Origin of the sequence: Falsiroseomonas algicola (assembly GCF_011040385.1) — a bacterium.
Lineage (GTDB): Bacteria > Pseudomonadota > Alphaproteobacteria > Acetobacterales > Acetobacteraceae > Falsiroseomonas > Falsiroseomonas algicola.
On sequence record NZ_JAAIKB010000017.1, the window covers coordinates 42,079 to 56,184 of the forward strand.

18 protein-coding genes are annotated in these 14,106 nt (G+C 72.6%); 11 read left to right on the top strand and 7 right to left on the bottom strand.

Annotated features, from left to right (window positions below):
• Positions 1-47: 47 nt before the first annotated feature.
• Positions 48-953, bottom strand: coding sequence for an AEC family transporter (locus tag G3576_RS26825; protein WP_235952476.1), 906 nt, complete (start codon positions 951-953; stop codon positions 48-50).
• 52 nt (positions 954-1,005) lie between these two features.
• Positions 1,006-1,632: a helix-turn-helix domain-containing protein gene (locus G3576_RS26830; RefSeq protein WP_328729908.1), complete on the bottom strand. Its 627-nt coding sequence runs from the start codon at positions 1,630-1,632 to the stop codon at positions 1,006-1,008.
• Positions 1,633-1,670: 38 nt separating this feature from the next.
• Here G3576_RS26830 and G3576_RS26835 point away from each other — a divergent pair, with 38 nt between their 5' ends.
• Entirely contained in the window at positions 1,671-2,207 is a 537-nt protein-coding gene (locus tag G3576_RS26835; RefSeq protein WP_164697567.1) for a GNAT family N-acetyltransferase, read from the top strand.
• Positions 2,204-2,425, top strand: a complete 222-nt coding sequence (locus G3576_RS26840; RefSeq protein ID WP_164697568.1) for a hypothetical protein — start codon at positions 2,204-2,206, stop codon at positions 2,423-2,425. The genes G3576_RS26835 and G3576_RS26840 overlap by 4 nt, the downstream gene beginning before the upstream one ends.
• 8 nt (positions 2,426-2,433) lie before the next feature.
• On the opposite strand, the gene G3576_RS26845 is transcribed toward G3576_RS26840, so the two are convergent.
• The 3 genes from G3576_RS26845 to G3576_RS26855 all read right to left on the bottom strand — a co-directional run bounded on the left by G3576_RS26845 (position 2,434) and on the right by G3576_RS26855 (position 4,542).
• A complete protein-coding gene (locus G3576_RS26845; protein ID WP_207623056.1) occupies positions 2,434-2,955 on the bottom strand; it encodes a hypothetical protein in 522 nt (173 codons plus the stop codon).
• Positions 2,956-3,008: 53 nt separating this feature from the next.
• A complete protein-coding gene (locus G3576_RS26850) occupies positions 3,009-3,551 on the bottom strand; it encodes a bactofilin family protein (RefSeq protein ID WP_164697569.1) in 543 nt (180 codons plus the stop codon).
• Between the two features lie 322 nt (positions 3,552-3,873).
• Positions 3,874-4,542, bottom strand: a complete 669-nt coding sequence (locus G3576_RS26855; RefSeq protein WP_235952477.1) for an EI24 domain-containing protein — start codon at positions 4,540-4,542, stop codon at positions 3,874-3,876.
• Positions 4,543-4,642: 100 nt separating this feature from the next.
• Between G3576_RS26855 and G3576_RS26860 the strand changes: the two genes are divergently transcribed.
• The 9 genes from G3576_RS26860 to G3576_RS26900 all read left to right on the top strand — a co-directional run bounded on the left by G3576_RS26860 (position 4,643) and on the right by G3576_RS26900 (position 12,345).
• Positions 4,643-5,635 (top strand): adenosine kinase, encoded by a 993-nt coding sequence (locus tag G3576_RS26860; RefSeq protein WP_164697571.1) that lies wholly within the window; start codon positions 4,643-4,645, stop codon positions 5,633-5,635.
• A gap of 77 nt (positions 5,636-5,712) precedes the next feature.
• A complete protein-coding gene (locus G3576_RS26865) occupies positions 5,713-6,327 on the top strand; it encodes a hypothetical protein (protein ID WP_164697572.1) in 615 nt (204 codons plus the stop codon).
• A 202-nt stretch (positions 6,328-6,529) separates the two neighbouring features.
• Positions 6,530-8,359 (top strand): translational GTPase TypA, encoded by a 1,830-nt coding sequence (gene typA, locus G3576_RS26870; protein ID WP_164697573.1) that lies wholly within the window; start codon positions 6,530-6,532, stop codon positions 8,357-8,359.
• Between the two features lie 213 nt (positions 8,360-8,572).
• Positions 8,573-8,923, top strand: a complete 351-nt coding sequence (locus G3576_RS26875) for a hypothetical protein (RefSeq protein WP_164697574.1) — start codon at positions 8,573-8,575, stop codon at positions 8,921-8,923.
• Between the two features lie 57 nt (positions 8,924-8,980).
• On the top strand, positions 8,981-9,358 hold the full coding sequence (locus G3576_RS26880) for a hypothetical protein (RefSeq protein ID WP_164697575.1): 378 nt from the start codon (positions 8,981-8,983) through the stop codon (positions 9,356-9,358).
• Positions 9,359-9,390: 32 nt separating this feature from the next.
• Entirely contained in the window at positions 9,391-9,813 is a 423-nt protein-coding gene (locus G3576_RS26885) for a cytidine deaminase (RefSeq protein ID WP_164697576.1), read from the top strand.
• 307 nt (positions 9,814-10,120) lie between these two features.
• The gene (locus G3576_RS26890) at positions 10,121-10,546 is read left to right on the top strand and encodes an AbrB/MazE/SpoVT family DNA-binding domain-containing protein (protein ID WP_164697577.1); all 426 of its coding nucleotides are present in this window, start codon (positions 10,121-10,123) and stop codon (positions 10,544-10,546) included.
• 64 nt (positions 10,547-10,610) lie between these two features.
• Complete coding sequence (locus G3576_RS26895) at positions 10,611-11,906, top strand: AmpG family muropeptide MFS transporter (RefSeq protein ID WP_164697578.1); 1,296 nt, start codon at positions 10,611-10,613, stop codon at positions 11,904-11,906.
• Positions 11,907-11,997: 91 nt separating this feature from the next.
• Positions 11,998-12,345 (top strand): DMT family protein, encoded by a 348-nt coding sequence (locus tag G3576_RS26900; RefSeq protein WP_164697579.1) that lies wholly within the window; start codon positions 11,998-12,000, stop codon positions 12,343-12,345.
• Here G3576_RS26900 and G3576_RS26905 read toward each other — a convergent pair.
• Together G3576_RS26905 and G3576_RS26910 are read right to left on the bottom strand one after the other, a co-directional pair.
• Complete coding sequence (locus tag G3576_RS26905; RefSeq protein ID WP_164697580.1) at positions 12,342-12,965, bottom strand: Maf family protein; 624 nt, start codon at positions 12,963-12,965, stop codon at positions 12,342-12,344. The genes G3576_RS26900 and G3576_RS26905 overlap by 4 nt on opposite strands.
• A complete protein-coding gene (locus G3576_RS26910; protein ID WP_164697581.1) occupies positions 12,962-13,855 on the bottom strand; it encodes a pyruvate, water dikinase regulatory protein in 894 nt (297 codons plus the stop codon). The genes G3576_RS26905 and G3576_RS26910 overlap by 4 nt, the downstream gene beginning before the upstream one ends.
• Between the last annotated feature and the right edge of the window lie 251 nt (positions 13,856-14,106).

A 14,106-nucleotide genomic window follows, 5' to 3' on the forward strand; every position in this document is an offset into this window, starting at 1 on the left:
CCCTCAATACGCCAAGCGCACGAAAAGTTTCCCGCGGCAGCGGGCCGCTACAGCATCCGGCCCAGCAGGAACAGCCAGACCGGCAGGGTCAGCAGCGACAGGGCGTGCTCGCTGGTGGTGATGGCGGCCATCAGCGGCGCATCGCCGCCCATGGCGCGGGCCATGACGTAGCTCGTGGCCGCGGTCGGCAGCGCCATGAACAGCACGGCGATCACCGTCGGCATGGGGCCGATGCCCATGGCGGCGCAGAACAGCCAGGTGACCGCCGGCATCACCACCAGCTTGAGCGCCGCCGTCGCCGCCTGGGTCAGCGGCCGGGAGGTCAGCCCCTGCGGCGTCAGCGCCGCGCCGACGCAGAGCAGGCCGAGCGCCACCGAGGCCTGGCCCAGATTCCGCACCATCGGCCCGATACCCGGCGGCATGCCGCCCAGGGCGGACAGCAGAAAACCCGCCAGCACCGCGATGATCAGCGGGTTGGCGAAGACCTGCCGCAGCATGCGCCAGGGCCGCACCCGCCCCTCCGCCCCCCAGGCGAAGGCGATGGTGGAGATGGCCTGCACCACCGGCACGATCAGCCCCGTCGCCACCGCCGCCAGCGCGAGCCCCGCCTGGCCCCAGACCGCGCCGGCGATGGCGAAGCCCATCAGGTTGTTGAAGCGGATGCCGCCCTGGAGAACGGAGGTCATGGCGGCATGACCCTCGCCCAGCAGCCGCGACAGCAGCACCGCCGTCACCGTCCCGAAGCCCAGCGCCCCCCAGATCGCCACCGCCATGCCGCCGACGGGCAGGTTGCCGAGATCGACGCCGGACAGCGCCGTCGCCACCAGGCAGGGCAGCAGCACCCAGAAGATCAGCCGCTCCATCCCCGCCCAGACCACGTCATTCGGCAGCAGGTGGCGCCGCAGCACGGCGCCCAGCGCCAGCAGCCCGAAGATGGGCAGGAACGCGTTCAACCACTGGGTCATCGGGGGAGGGGACCGGGCATGCCCCTGTTTCCCCGAAGCCTCAGCGCCGCGCCAGCGCCACGACGTAGAGGCAGGGCTGCGTGGCGGAGGGGTTTTCGTAGGCGCAATCCGCCGGCGGGCCGAGCGCCAGGCAATCCCCGGGCTCCAAGCGGTGCGTCACGCGCCCCTCATGGAACAGCAGCGTGCCCTCCAGCAGCCAGACGCATTGACCCCGGATCAGGGCATAGGATTCGGCGGGGTAGGGCACGCGCGCCAGCGGCGGCAGTTCCACCCGCACCAGTTCGGGATCCGCGCCGAGGGGCGAAAGCTGCCGGCGCAGATACCCCGTGCCCGGGTCCCGCCACCGCGCCTGGTCGGCCACCCGCGCCACCACGCCACCGGAAGGCGCCGCCTCCGCCCGCGCCAGCAGGCCGGAGAGCGTCAGGCCGAAGGGGCCGGAGAGGCGGCCGAGCAGCGCCGCCGTCGGGCTCGCCTCCGCCCGCTCCACCTTGCTGATCATGGCGCGGGAGACGCCGGACCGCGCGGCGAGCTCCGCGATCGACCAGCCCCGTGCCTCGCGCTCCAGCCGCAGCCGCTCCGCGAGGCGGCGCGCGGCGTCATCGGGTTGCTGCTCCGCAGCGGGGTCCGGTTGCTGCGCCGCAGCGGGATCGTCTTGCATGGTGGACATGCGTCCATCATAGTCACATCGGCAGCACGGAACCAGCCATGAACCGAGACGCCCTCCCCCCCATCCGTCGCCTCGATGCGACGGAGGCCGCCGCCCTGGCGCCGGTGCTGGCCGAGGTGCTGGTGGATTGCGTGGCGGGCGGTGCTTCCGTGAGTTTCATGCATCCGCTGGACCCCGGACGGGCGCTCGCCTTCTGGCAAGGCGTGGCGAAGGGCGTCGCGGCCGGGGATCGCGCGCTGTTCGTGGCGGAGGAGGGTGGCGCCGTGCTCGGCACGGTGCAGCTGCTGCTGGGCATGCCGGAGAACCAGCCGCATCGCGGCGAGATCGCCAAGATGCTGGTCCGCCGTGCCGCGCGGGGGCGTGGCCTGGGCACGGCGCTGATGCGCGCGGCGGAGGCCCTGGCGCGCCAGGAAGGGCGCACCCTGCTGGTGCTGGACACGGCGGAGGGCGGCGACGGGGAGCGGCTCTACCGCCGCCTCGGCTGGATCCCGGTCGGCACCATCCCGCGCTTCGCCTTGCATCCGGATGGCCGCCCCTGCGGGAGCATCTTCTTCTACCGCGACCTCGCGGCGTGAGCCTCCCTCCCGGCATCGGCCACAACGGCGGCCCGCCGCTGGAGGAGGAGCCGGATCCCGGCGGCGGCCGCCTGTTCCTGTGGAAGCGCGCCCATCGCAAGGCCTGGAAGACGCCCCCGCCGGAGATCGCGCTGCGCCGGCTCGCGCGGGCCGAGGAGCTGGGGATGAGCTACAAGGAGTACACGCTGGAGATCATGGAGCGGGGCAAGTACCTGTAGCCCCCGGTTCAAGCTCCCGCCCGGGCCTCTTCCGCCAGCGGTGCGCCGGTCGGGCGCAGCGCGGCGCCGCGGGCGATGTCCCGCAGGCAGGCCGCCTCGCCGCGCCGGGCGGTGCCGACGGCGCGGGCCGCGGCATGGGCAACGCGCAGGGCGGGGCGCGGCCCGTCCTCCCGGTACAGGATCACGTCCAGATGGCACTGCGGCGCCTGGTAGTGCCAGATCTCCGCGGCGCCCTCGGTTCGCCGCAACCGCGGCTCGCCCAGCCATTGGGTCACCGCCTCCGGCGGCTGGCCGACGAGCTGGCCTGCCAGCGTGGGCGGGCTGCCCGGCGGCGCCGGCCGGGCCACGATGGGCGCGACCGTCGCGGGTTCCGTCCCCTCGCCACCCGCCCCGGCCGGGCGCGGCGCGATGCCGGCCAGGCTGGCCTGGTGCGTCGCCAGCGCTTCCTGCAACACCTGGGCGGTGTCGGAGGGTTGCTGGGCCACGCAGCCGGCCAGCGGCAGCAGCAGCAGGGGAAGGAAGCGTCGCATCACGGCGGGCATCCGCCGGGGCAGGGCGTGAACCCCACCCCGGGCCAGGGGCCTCAGCCCTCGGCGTAGGCGCGGGGCGCCGGGCCGGGGGGAACCTGCGTGTCGCCCAGCATCTCCATGCGGCCGGAGATCTGGCCGCCATCCTCGACCATCAGGCGGCGGCAGCGCGCCACGCCGATGACGCGGCCGGTGCCGCGGATGACGAGCTGGCCGCGGGCGGTCAGCGTGCCGTCGAAGGTGCCGGCGATCTCGGCATCCTCGACCTGGACCTCACCCTTGAAGACGCCGGTCTGGCTGATGGAGAGCTCGGTCGCCTGGATCATCTGGCTTTCGACCGTGCCCTCGACCACCAGGCGCTCGGCATCGGCGACGGTGCCCTGCAGGCTGATGCCGCGGCCCACGACCAGCGTGCGGCGGTCCGGGCTGCTCGGGCGCGGCGTCGGCATGGTCGGCGCGCTGGGCTGGCCGGCGGGCATGCCGCCGCCCATGGCGCCGCCCATCTGGGGCGGGCGCGGCGGGATCGCCGTGCCGGCCGGCGGCGTCGGGCCACCCGGCATGGACGGCGTGGGGGAGGGGGGCTTCGGCGCGAGGCTCATGGTGGAGGCATCCCTGGAGGGTCGGAACGGAGGCGCGCCCAGGTCGGGGTCGCGGGTGGTCGGCACGGTGGCGGGCTGGGGGTCGGATGGATCCGCGGCCGGCTTCTCGTCGCGGCGGCGGCCAAAGACATTCATGATCGTCCCCCTTCAGTCCCGGCTTCAATGGCTGCGGCATCCGGGCCGCGCCACGCAGCACGGCCGGGTCGCCCCGATCCGCCTGCCGGGCGCTGCCCCCGCCATGCCCGTACTCGGCACCGGGCTAACACGCGGGGGCGCGCGGAGACAACGGCGGGAAGCCCTTCTCCCGCACTTGTCCACAGACTCATCCCCCGGATTCCCTTGGTTTCGCGGGCGCATCGCTGCCGTGCAACAGGTGTGTCATCGCGGCCGTGCCCAGCACCGGCACCAGCAGGTTGAGCAGCGGCACCGCCGCCATCGCCGCCAGCGCGCCACCCAGCGCCCAGATGGCGGATCGCCGGCGCTGGCGCAGCGCCTCGGCCGCCGCGCGGTCCATCCGCCGCAGCGCCACCCCCTCGAACAGCCCCTCGCTGAGTCCGATCGCCGCCACGGCCCAGAGGCCGACCACGCCCACCATCGGCAGCAGCAGGGAGAGCGGCAGCAGGATCAGCGTCAGCCCCGCCATCTTCGCCGCCAGCACCGTGCTGGACCACGCCTGCCCGGCGAGCGACGCGCCGCTCGGCGGCGGCAGCGCCGGGTAGTGCCGCCGCTCCACCGCCGCCGCGACGCCATCCAGGAACAGGCCGGACACCGCCAGCAGCAGCGGCACGAAGAGCCACCAGGCGGAGAAGAGGACCAGCACGCCCCCCGCGGCCGCGGCGACGCCGGCGAACCAGCCGGTGCCGGATGCCAGCTCCCCCAGCCCCCAGGACGCCAGGGCCGCGATCGCCACCAGCCCCGCCAGCGCCCCCGCCGCCCCCAGCAGCACCGGTTTGCGGAAGGCGGGATCGGGCAGCTGGCGAAACGCCAGCAACAGGGCTCTGACCATCCACGGGCACTAGCGGCGGCGCGCCCCTTCCGGCAACTTCCGGCCGCCTGATCCCCCCTGACGCCTGCGCGAGGTTCCCCGCCCCATGACCAACCCCTCCCTCCCCACGCTCGACCTGCTCGGCATCGGCAACGCCATCGTCGACGTCCAGGCCCGCGCGGAGGACAGCTTCCTCGCCGAGCACAACATGCCGAAGGGTGGCATGGCGCTGATCGATGCCGCGACGGCGGAGGCGATCTACGCCGCCATGGGACCCGGTGTCGAAAGCTCCGGCGGCTCCGCCGGCAATACCTGCGCGGTGGCGGCGGCGCTCGGCGCGCGCGTCGGCTATCTCGGCAAGGTGGCGGATGACGGGCTGGGGAAGGTCTTCGCGCATGACATCCGCGCCGCCGGCGTCCGCTTCCCGACCGCGCCGCTGGTCGGCGGCGCGCCGACCGCGCGCTGCCTGATCCTCGTCTCCCCCGACGGCCAGCGCACCATGAACACCTTCCTCGGCGCCTGCGTCACCTTCGGCCCTGACGACGTGGACGAGGCCGAGGTCGCCTCCGCCGCCATCACCTATCTCGAGGGCTACCTCTTCGACCCGCCGGCGGCGCAGGCCGCCTTTCGGAAAGCCTCCCAGGCTGCTCACGCAGCCGGTCGGAGGGTGTCGCTGACGCTCTCCGATGCCTTCTGCGTCGGCCGCCACCGCGCCGCCTTCCGCGGCTTCGTGAAGGAGGAGACCGACATCCTCTTCGCCAATGAGGCCGAGCTGCTGTCGCTCTACGAGACCGAGGATTTCGACGCCGCCCTCGACCAGCTGCGGCAGGAGGTGGCGCTGGCCGCGGTGACCCGGAGCGAGAAGGGCAGCGTGATCATCGCGGGCACGGAGCGCTTCGACATCGCCGCGGTGCCGACCAAGGTGGTGGACACCACCGGCGCCGGCGACGCCTATGCCGCCGGCTTCCTGGCCGGCATGGCGCATGGCAAGGCGCTGCCGGAATGCGGCCGCTGGGGCAGCGTGGCGGCGGCGGAGGCGATCAGCCATTTCGGCGCCCGCCCGCAGGCCGACCTGAAGGCGCTGGTCGCCCAAGGGTAGTCGGCACCGGGGTAAGGAACCCCCCGGGCAGGCGGGGGTTCTGCGGGCAGGCGAAAGCCCTGCCCCGGAGAACCGCCATGCCTGCCCGCCTTGCCCCGTTCCTCGTCCTCGCCCTGCTGCTGCCCGCGCCGATCCTGGCGCAGGAGGGCACGGGCGCCGGCATCGCCGCCGACCGGCCCGCGCCCCGCGCGGTGCCGCGCGCGCCCTCCCTCTCCGAGAGCATCGACGACCCCGCGACGCTGCTGCGCCTGGCGGGCCAGACCGTCGCCGCCGGCCGGCTGGGGGAGGCGCAGGACCTGCTGGAGCGTGCCGAGGCGCGGCTGCTGACGCGCTCCGAACTCGCCAGCCAGGCCGACCGGCCGGAACAGGGCGGCGCCATCGGGCAGATCGCCGCGGCCCGCGCCGCGCTCGGCCAGCGGGACCGCGCGGCCGCGGCGGCGCGGATCGAACAGGCGCTGTCCTGGCTGGATCGCCGCCCCGCCATGGCGGCCGAGCCCGCGCCGGAGCCGATGCCCGCCGCCTCCCCGCCTCCGCCCTTCCGGCCGGTGCCGCTGCCCGGCATCGCGCCGCAGGACATGCCGGTCGGCGGCACCGCCAGCCCGCCCGTGCCGATGGGCCCCGATGCGGAATACCCGCGCGCCGCCCCGCAGCCCGGCGATATCCCGCCCAGCTCCTCCAAGGCGCCCGGCTGACCCCGACCCGCGCGGCCGTGACCGGGACGCAGGGCTGCCGCCCGGTCCCGGGGCGCGGTTCTTGCTCGCTTTTTCCAGCGGGCGCCCTTATGTGTGCGCCGCATCAAGTCAAAGGGCCCGCTTTGCGCCTGTGATGGCCGCCGTCCGGTGGCTCGTCGCGGGGCGCCCGGGGTCGGCCCGAACCGGAAGTCGGACTGTACCCATGGAAATCCGCAACGTCGCGATCATCGCCCACGTCGACCACGGCAAGACCACGCTGGTGGACAACCTGCTGAAGCAGGCCGGCGCCTTCCGCGCCAACCAGGTCGTGGCCGAACGCGCCATGGACCGCAACGACCTGGAACGCGAACGCGGCATCACCATCCTGGCCAAGTCCACCGCGGTGGAATGGAAGGGCGTGAAGATCAACATCGTGGACACGCCCGGCCACGCCGATTTCGGCGGCGAGGTGGAGCGCATCCTGTCCATGGTCGATGGCGCCATCGTGCTCTGCGATGCGGCGGAAGGCCCGCTGCCGCAGACCAAGTTCGTGCTGACCAAGGCGCTGGCCCGCGGCCTGAAGCCGATCGTCGTCATCAACAAGGTGGACCGCCAGGACGCCCGCCCGGACGAGGTGCACAACGAGGTCTTCGACCTCTTCGCCGCCCTCGGCGCGACGGATGAGCAGCTGGACTTCCACACCATGTTCGCCTCCGGCCGCCAGGGCTGGGCCGACCTGTCCATGGACGGGCCGCGCAAGGACCTGGGCCCGATGTTCGACCTGATCCTGAGCCATGTGCCGGCGCCGAAGGTGGACCTCGAGAAGCCCTTCGCCATGAACGCCTCGATCCTCGAGGCCGACAACTTCCTCGGCCGCATCCTGACCGGCCGCGTGGAGCAGGGCACCGCCAGGCTGAACATGCCCGTCCGCGTGCTGCGCCAGGACGGCACGGTGGTCGAGTCCGGCCGCCTGACCAAGCTGATGACCTTCTCCGGCCTCGACCGCGTGCCGGTGGATGAGGTGCAGGCGGGCGACATCATCGCCATCGCCGGCCTGTCCGACGCGACGATCCCGGACACGATCGCCGCCCCCGAGGTGACGGAGCCGCTGCCGGCGATCCCGGTCGATCCGCCGACGCTCGCCATGACCTTCCGCATCAATGACGGCCCGCTCGGCGGCCGCGAGGGCAAGAAGGTCACCAGCCGCCAGATCCGCGACCGACTGTTCAAGGAGACCGAGGGCAACGTCGCCATCAAGGTGAAGGTGTCCGAGGAAGTGGACGCCTTCGAGGTGGCGGGCCGCGGCGAACTCCAGCTCGGCGTGCTGATCGAGACGATGCGCCGCGAGGGCTTCGAGCTGACGATCGGCCGCCCCCGCGTGCTGACGCGGGAGAACGCCGAGACCGGCGAGCGCGAGGAGCCCTACGAGGAAGTCCTGGTCGATGTCGATGAGGGCTATTCGGGCGTGGTGGTGGAGAAGCTCTCCATCCGCAAGGGCCAGATGCAGGACATGCGCCCCTCCGGCGGTGGCAAGGTCCGGCTGACCTTCCACATCCCGTCGCGCGGCCTGATCGGCTACCATGGCGAGTTCATGACGGACACGCGCGGCACCGGCATGATGAACCGGCTGTTCCTGGGCTATCAGCCCTGGGCCGGCGTGATCGAGGGCCGCCGCAACGGCTCCCTGATCTCCAACTCCGATGGCGAGGCGATCCAGTACGCGCTGTTCTACCTGCAGGAGCGCGGGCAGCTTTTCGTCGATCCGGGCGTGAAGGTCTATGTCGGCATGATCCTTGGCGAACACTCCCGGGACAACGACCTGGAAGTGAACCCGATCAAGGAGAAGAAGCTCACGAACATCCGCGCCGCCGGCAAGGATGAGGCGCTGCTGCTGACGCCGCCGCGGCGGATGAGCCTGGAGCAGGCCATCTCCTACATCGAGGATGACGAGCTGGTGGAGGTCACGCCCTCCGCCATCCGGCTGCGCAAGCGCTACCTCGACCCGCATGAGCGCAAGAAGCATGCGCGCCGGGCGGAGAGCGAGGCGGCGTAAGCCGCCCCCTCCTGACGGGAACAAGGCGAGGTGCCGCAGGGCCCTCGCCTTTTTTTCTGCCCGCACGGAACGGGGGATGGGGCCGCGGGGCCCATAGGATTCGCCGAAGCCGGCGATCGGGCCTGTCTCTTGGCCAGGGCCACCCCTCGCGGCCTAGCTTCCGGCGCAAGGAAGCCCGCCCCTCCCCGGCGTGGGCCCGTTGCAGGAATGACGATGATGACCTGGCAGACCAGCGCCCCTGAACTGGCGGCGGAGCGGGACGGAACGACGGCCGCCTGCCATTCCTGGTGCCCCGATGACGGCGACGACGTGGTGCATGGCGGCCGCGGCATCGATGTCCTCAACCTTCCCTCCCTGACCGCCGCCAGCCTCATCGGCACGCTGCGCCTCTCAGGCGAGGATGGCGCGCGGCGCGGCCTCGCCCTGCTCATCGGCGCCGATGGCGCGGTCACCTTCCCCGACGAGGCGGGGCGGGCGCAGGTGGTGAGCGGCACTCTCGCCATCGATGGCCGCCGGCTGCGCTTCTTCGGCATCCGTCGCATCGAGTTCGGGCCGGAACGCTGAACCCTGCATCCCCGGCGGCGGCGGCGCGTTGATGCTGCCTTGCCCCGGAACCGAGCGATGCGTCCCATCCTGCCGCTTCTCCTTCCCCTGGTCGCCCTGGCCGCCTGCGCGCAGCCGGCCCCGCCGCTGGATGCGACCGGGCTGACGGAGGCGGAGCTGGTCCAGCGGCTCGGCGTGCCGACCGGCAGCTACGAGGCCGAGGGCAGGCGCTTCCTGACCTTCGAGCAGCAGGGCGGCTCCGGGCCCTCCGTCACACCCTCCATCGGCTTCGGTGTCGGCCGCTTCGGCGGTGGCTGGGGCAGCGGCACGGCGTTCGGGACGGGGATCGGGCTCGGCTTCGGGGGTGGCGGCGCCCCGCGCAGCTGCACCAGCACCTTCGAACTGCAGCAGGGCCGCGTCATCGGCGTGACGCGCCAGGGCGCCGGCTGCGGTTGACGCCAGCGCGCGTCGCCCGTCCCATCGCGCGCATGGATCCGATCGATGATGCCGCGCTGATGCGGCAGGCCGAGGCGGCGCGCGAACGCGCCCATGCCCCCTATTCGCGCTTCCGCGTCGGCGCCGCCCTGCTGGCGGAAGGCGGCGTCGTGATCCCGGGCTGCAATGTGGAGAATGCCAGCTACGGCGCGACGATCTGCGCGGAGCGCACGGCCGTTGTCGCCGCCGTGGCGGCCGGGCATCGGCGCTTCACGGCCATCGCCATCGCCGGTCCCGCCGGCATCGCGCTTGGCCCCTGCGGGATGTGCCGCCAGGTGCTGTCCGAATTCTCGCCGGATGGATCGCTGCGCGTGCTGACCCGCGATGCCGCCGGCGCGCCCCATGCCACGACCATCGGCCAGCTGCTGCCCGCCGCCTTCACCGCGGCAGACCTGGACACAGCGACACCGGATTAGGGACCCTGGATCAAACGACCTGGGGGGGGGCGCCCGCGGCGCACCGCCGGAGGAGGTCCGGTTCGGGGGGGGTGCAGCGCGCCGCGGGCGGCCAGTCCGCAGGGTAGGGGGCACCCGCTGGACCTGGGCAAAATCCTACACGGCTGGTCGGATGCACCCAAGGATATTCCACCTGCGCGACGTGCAGGCTGGGCGCGACACCCATGCGTGGGGGGCGCATCGACGTCAAACCGCCCTTCATCCACGCCGTTTGCGAAACGGGCCGCATCTGCGCCACACTCAACCCAGGCGATGATACGGGACCCGCATGGACACGCGAGACCAGGACCGGCCGGAGCTCGACGAGGCTTCGCGAACGCCGCCGGTGGCGGCCGAGAAGCCGCATCGCCTGCGGATCGATGCGCGCGGGCGGGTCCTGCTGCCGCCACCGCTGCGCGCCGCCACCGGCCTGCTGCCGAACCAGCCGCTCCGGGTGGTGCTGGAGGATGACGAGTTGCGCGTCTCCCCGGCCGGCGCAGAGAAGCCGGAGGGCAACATCCGCCTGCCGACGCTGGACCGGAAGGGGCGCCTGACCCTGCCCGGGCCGCTTCGCGGCACGCTCGGCCTGGTGCCGGGCGGCACGGTGCTGATGCAGCCGACGCCGCCGGGGATGCGGCTGGTGACCCCGGCCCGGCTGCTCGGCCGGCTGCGGGAGGCGCGGGAATCGCTGACCCGGCACCTCGAGCGCGGCTGATCCGCGCCAGGCAAAGCGTCTGGGGGGCTGGCGGCGCGCACCGCGTCGTGGCGAGAGTGCGCGCATGAACGACACTGCCCTCCCGCGCCGCGGCCGCTTCTTCAGTGCCCCCCTGTTCCGGGATCGGCGCTTTCTGCTGATGCTGGCGCTTGGCTTCTCCGCGGGTCTGCCGCTGCCGCTGGCGGCGGGGCAGGTGCTGCGGCAGTGGTTCACGGAGAGCGGCATGTCGCTCTCCGCCATCGGGCTGACGGCCTTCATCGGCCTCGCCTACGCCAACAAGTTCCTCTGGTCCCCCTTCTTCGACGCGGTGCGGCCGCCGCTGCTGGGGCGGCGGCGCGGCTGGCTGATCATCCTGCAACTCGCGCTGATGGCCGCGATCGCCGGCATCGGCCTGACCAACCCGGCCGGCGGCGCGGAGCTGACAGTGGCGCTGGCCGTGCTGGTCGCCTTCCTCTCCGCCAGCCAGGACATCGTCATCGATGCCTGGCGCATCGAGATGCTGGGCGAGGATGACGAACGCCAGGCGTATGGGCTGGCGGCCTATGTCTGGGGCTACCGCCTGGCGCTGCTGGCCAGCGGCGCCGGCACCCTGCTGCTGGTGGCCCATATCGGCTGGTCCGGCGCCTATCTCTACGCGGCGGCACTGATGCTGGTCGGCATCGCCGCCACGCTGGCGGGGCGGGAGGGCGTGGTGGCGCCCGCCGTGCCGATGGGCTGGGCGGAGCGGCTGCGCCAGAACGTCGTCGCCCCCTTCCTCGACTTCATGGGCCGGCGCTACTGGCTGGCGATCCTGGTCTTCATCGCGCTGTTCAAGCTGGGGGAGGCGCTGGCCAGCATCCCGCTGACCGTCTTCTACCGGTCGGAGGGTTTCACGCGTGACGACCTCGCCATGGTCGGGACCGTCTTCGGCCTCGGCGCCACGCTGGCCGGCGCGCTGGCGGGAAGCTGGCTGATCGGCCGCATCGGCATCGGCCGCGCGCTGATCCTGACCGGGCTCGGCCAGATGCTGTCCAACCTGATGTATCTGGCCCTGGTCGGCGGCGGGCGGGACATCCCGATGCTCTTCGCGCAGGTGGGGATCGAGAACTTCACTGACGGCCTCGCGGATGCCGCCTTCCTCACCTACCTCTCGGGCCTGGTGAACCGCAGCTTCAGCGCCACGCAATATGCGCTGCTGTCGTCGCTGGCCGCCGTGCCGCTGCGGAGCCTGGGCGCCACGGCCGGCGCGCTGGCGCAGTCACTGGGCTGGTCGAGCTTCTTCGTCCTGACGACGCTGGCCGCGCTGCCCGCCATGGGGGTGATGCTGTTCCTGCTGTGGCGGCTGCCGCCGCCGGACCGGCGGGCGTCGCCAGAGGCGTGACGGGCGCAGCGCTGTGATGCGGCGCGGGCCTTCCGCGATCACGGGCGCGGCGTCACCTTCGCGCCTCGTCCAGACCCGAAGGCCTGCCCGCATGTCCGCCCTCTACGCCACGCCGATCCTGCTGCTGTTCTCCAACATCGTCATGACCTTCGCTTGGTACGGGCACCTCAAGGCGCCGTCCTGGCCGATGTGGCTGGCCATCCTGGTGAGCTGGGGGATCGCCTTCTTCGAATACTGCCTGGCCGTGCCCGCCAACCGGCTGGGCTACGGCACCTTCACCGGCCAGCAGCTGAAGGTGATGCAGGAGGTGATCACGCTGGCGGTCTTCGCCGTCTTCAGCGTGACCTTCCTCGGCGAGACCATCCGCTGGAACTTCATCGCCGCCGGCCTCTGCTTGGTCGCCGCGGTGGTCTTCATCTTCCTGCCCGTTGGGGATTAGGCCGAGAGCACCCCGTGCTGCCGCAGGAAGCGCAGCAGCGGCAGCAGGGGCAAGCCGAGGATGGCGCTGTGCTCGCCCTCGATCCGGTTGAAGAGCTGGATGCCCGGCCCCTCCACCCGATAGGCGCCGACGGAGGAGCAGAGGATCTCGCCCTCCAGCGCCAGGTAGTCCTCGATGAACTGGTCGGAGACGTCGCGCATCGTCATCCGGGGTGTCGAGACATCCTGCCAGATGCGCTCGCCGCCGCGCCAGGCGACGGTTGCCGTCACCAGTTCGTGGCGGCGGCCGCGCAGGGTGCGGAGGTGGTCCCGCGCGCCCTCCAGCCCGATGGGCTTGTCGAACCAGCGCACCACGCCGTCGATGGTGCAGGTCAGCAGCTGGTCGCCGCCGATGACCAGCGCTTCCGGCCGCCGCGTCGCGATCCGCATCGCCTTGGCGTCGGCCAGCATGAGGGCGGCCTCGGCGGGGGGGATGCCCTCGGCCTGGGCGGATTCCTTGATGGCGGCCTCGTCCACCGCGGCGGCGATGGCCTCGAACCGCAGCCCCGCGCCTTCCAGCATGGCGCGGCGGCTGGCGGAGGCGCTGGCCAGCACCAAGGCTGGCGTCTCCGCCTGGATCATGGGCTGGCCTTCAGCACGGAAGCGGCCGGGTCTTCCGGCTGCTGCGCCTGGGCGGCGCGGCCGCGGCGGGCGTGCCAGGCTTCCATCAGCTGCAGGACGGTCGCCGCCGTCTCCTCGATGGAGCGGCGCGTCACGTCGATCACGGGCCAGCCATGCGCGGTGCAGAGGCGCCGAGCGGCCTGGATCTCCGCCTTCACCGCCTCATGGTCCACATAGTCGGTCACGTCGTGGTGCACGCCATGGGCGCCGATGAGCTTCAGGCGGTGGCGCCGGATTTCGATCAGCGCATTGGTCTCGATGTGCAGGCCGACGACGGGGCAGGGTGCCGTCTCCAGCTCCGGCGGCAGGGGCGCGCCGGGGACGAGGGGCACGTTCGCGGCCTTGATGCCACGGTTCGCCAGGTAGAAGCAGGTCGGCGTCTTGCTGCTGCGGGACACGCCGACGATGCAGACATCGGCCTCCGCGATGCCCGCCGTGCCCTGGCCGTCATCATGCGCCAGCACGTAATGCATGGCGTCGATCCGGCGGAAATAGTCGGCGTCCATCACATGCTGGGCGCCGCGCTTCTCCCGCGCCCTCTCGCCCAGCGCGTTCTGCAGCAGCTCCATCACCGGCTCCAGCGGCGAGAGGCATTCGAGGCCGAGGCGGCGGCAATGCTCCTCCAGCGCCAGGCGCAGGCTGCGATCGACCAGGGTGAAGAGAACGGGGCCGGGCTCGGCCTCGATCCCCTCCAGCACCCGGTCGAGCTGGAGGCGCGAGCGGATGAGGGACCAGCGGTGATGCACCACATGCGGGTCGTCGAAGCGGGACAGCGTGGCGCGGGCGATGGAGTTCAGCGTCTCCCCCGTGCTGTCCGACACCAGGTGCAGGTTCGTCGTGCGGATCGGCATGCGCTTCCCTGCCCGGGCGGGGCCTGAGGAGAATAACGGGGACAGCGGGGATGACGGGGAAAACCCCGTGGGGTCAAGCCCGAAGCCGGGCGGAGTGGGGAGAACCGCGCATCCCGCGGCACACGGGGGGAATCCCGGGGGCTTCGACGGGCCACTGGGGATGATCCGGATTGCCGAACCGGGCCAGGCACTTGGCCGCCGAAGCTCGCGTGGACAGGGCTGTGGATGAACGGCCCCGGACCGGTGATCCA

Excerpts from the sequence above, each read along its gene's own strand:
- G3576_RS26885 (WP_164697576.1), top strand. The coding sequence starts at position 9,391 with ATGGATCCGATCGATGATGCCGCGCTGATGCGGCAGGCCGAGGCGGCG.
- G3576_RS26860 (WP_164697571.1), top strand. The coding sequence starts at position 4,643 with ATGACCAACCCCTCCCTCCCCACGCTCGACCTGCTCGGCATCGGCAAC.
- G3576_RS26900 (WP_164697579.1), top strand. The coding sequence starts at position 11,998 with ATGTCCGCCCTCTACGCCACGCCGATCCTGCTGCTGTTCTCCAACATC.
- G3576_RS26910 (WP_164697581.1), bottom strand. The coding sequence starts at position 13,855 with ATGCCGATCCGCACGACGAACCTGCACCTGGTGTCGGACAGCACGGGG.
- G3576_RS26830 (WP_328729908.1), bottom strand. The coding sequence starts at position 1,632 with ATGTCCACCATGCAAGACGATCCCGCTGCGGCGCAGCAACCGGACCCC.
- G3576_RS26890 (WP_164697577.1), top strand. The coding sequence starts at position 10,121 with ATGGACACGCGAGACCAGGACCGGCCGGAGCTCGACGAGGCTTCGCGA.
- typA (WP_164697573.1), top strand. The coding sequence starts at position 6,530 with ATGGAAATCCGCAACGTCGCGATCATCGCCCACGTCGACCACGGCAAG.
- G3576_RS26880 (WP_164697575.1), top strand. The coding sequence starts at position 8,981 with ATGCGTCCCATCCTGCCGCTTCTCCTTCCCCTGGTCGCCCTGGCCGCC.
- G3576_RS26835 (WP_164697567.1), top strand. The coding sequence starts at position 1,671 with ATGAACCGAGACGCCCTCCCCCCCATCCGTCGCCTCGATGCGACGGAG.
- G3576_RS26865 (WP_164697572.1), top strand. The coding sequence starts at position 5,713 with ATGCCTGCCCGCCTTGCCCCGTTCCTCGTCCTCGCCCTGCTGCTGCCC.
- G3576_RS26850 (WP_164697569.1), bottom strand. The coding sequence starts at position 3,551 with ATGAGCCTCGCGCCGAAGCCCCCCTCCCCCACGCCGTCCATGCCGGGT.
- G3576_RS26895 (WP_164697578.1), top strand. The coding sequence starts at position 10,611 with ATGAACGACACTGCCCTCCCGCGCCGCGGCCGCTTCTTCAGTGCCCCC.
- G3576_RS26845 (WP_207623056.1), bottom strand. The coding sequence starts at position 2,955 with ATGCGACGCTTCCTTCCCCTGCTGCTGCTGCCGCTGGCCGGCTGCGTG.
- G3576_RS26875 (WP_164697574.1), top strand. The coding sequence starts at position 8,573 with ATGATGACCTGGCAGACCAGCGCCCCTGAACTGGCGGCGGAGCGGGAC.
- G3576_RS26905 (WP_164697580.1), bottom strand. The coding sequence starts at position 12,965 with ATGATCCAGGCGGAGACGCCAGCCTTGGTGCTGGCCAGCGCCTCCGCC.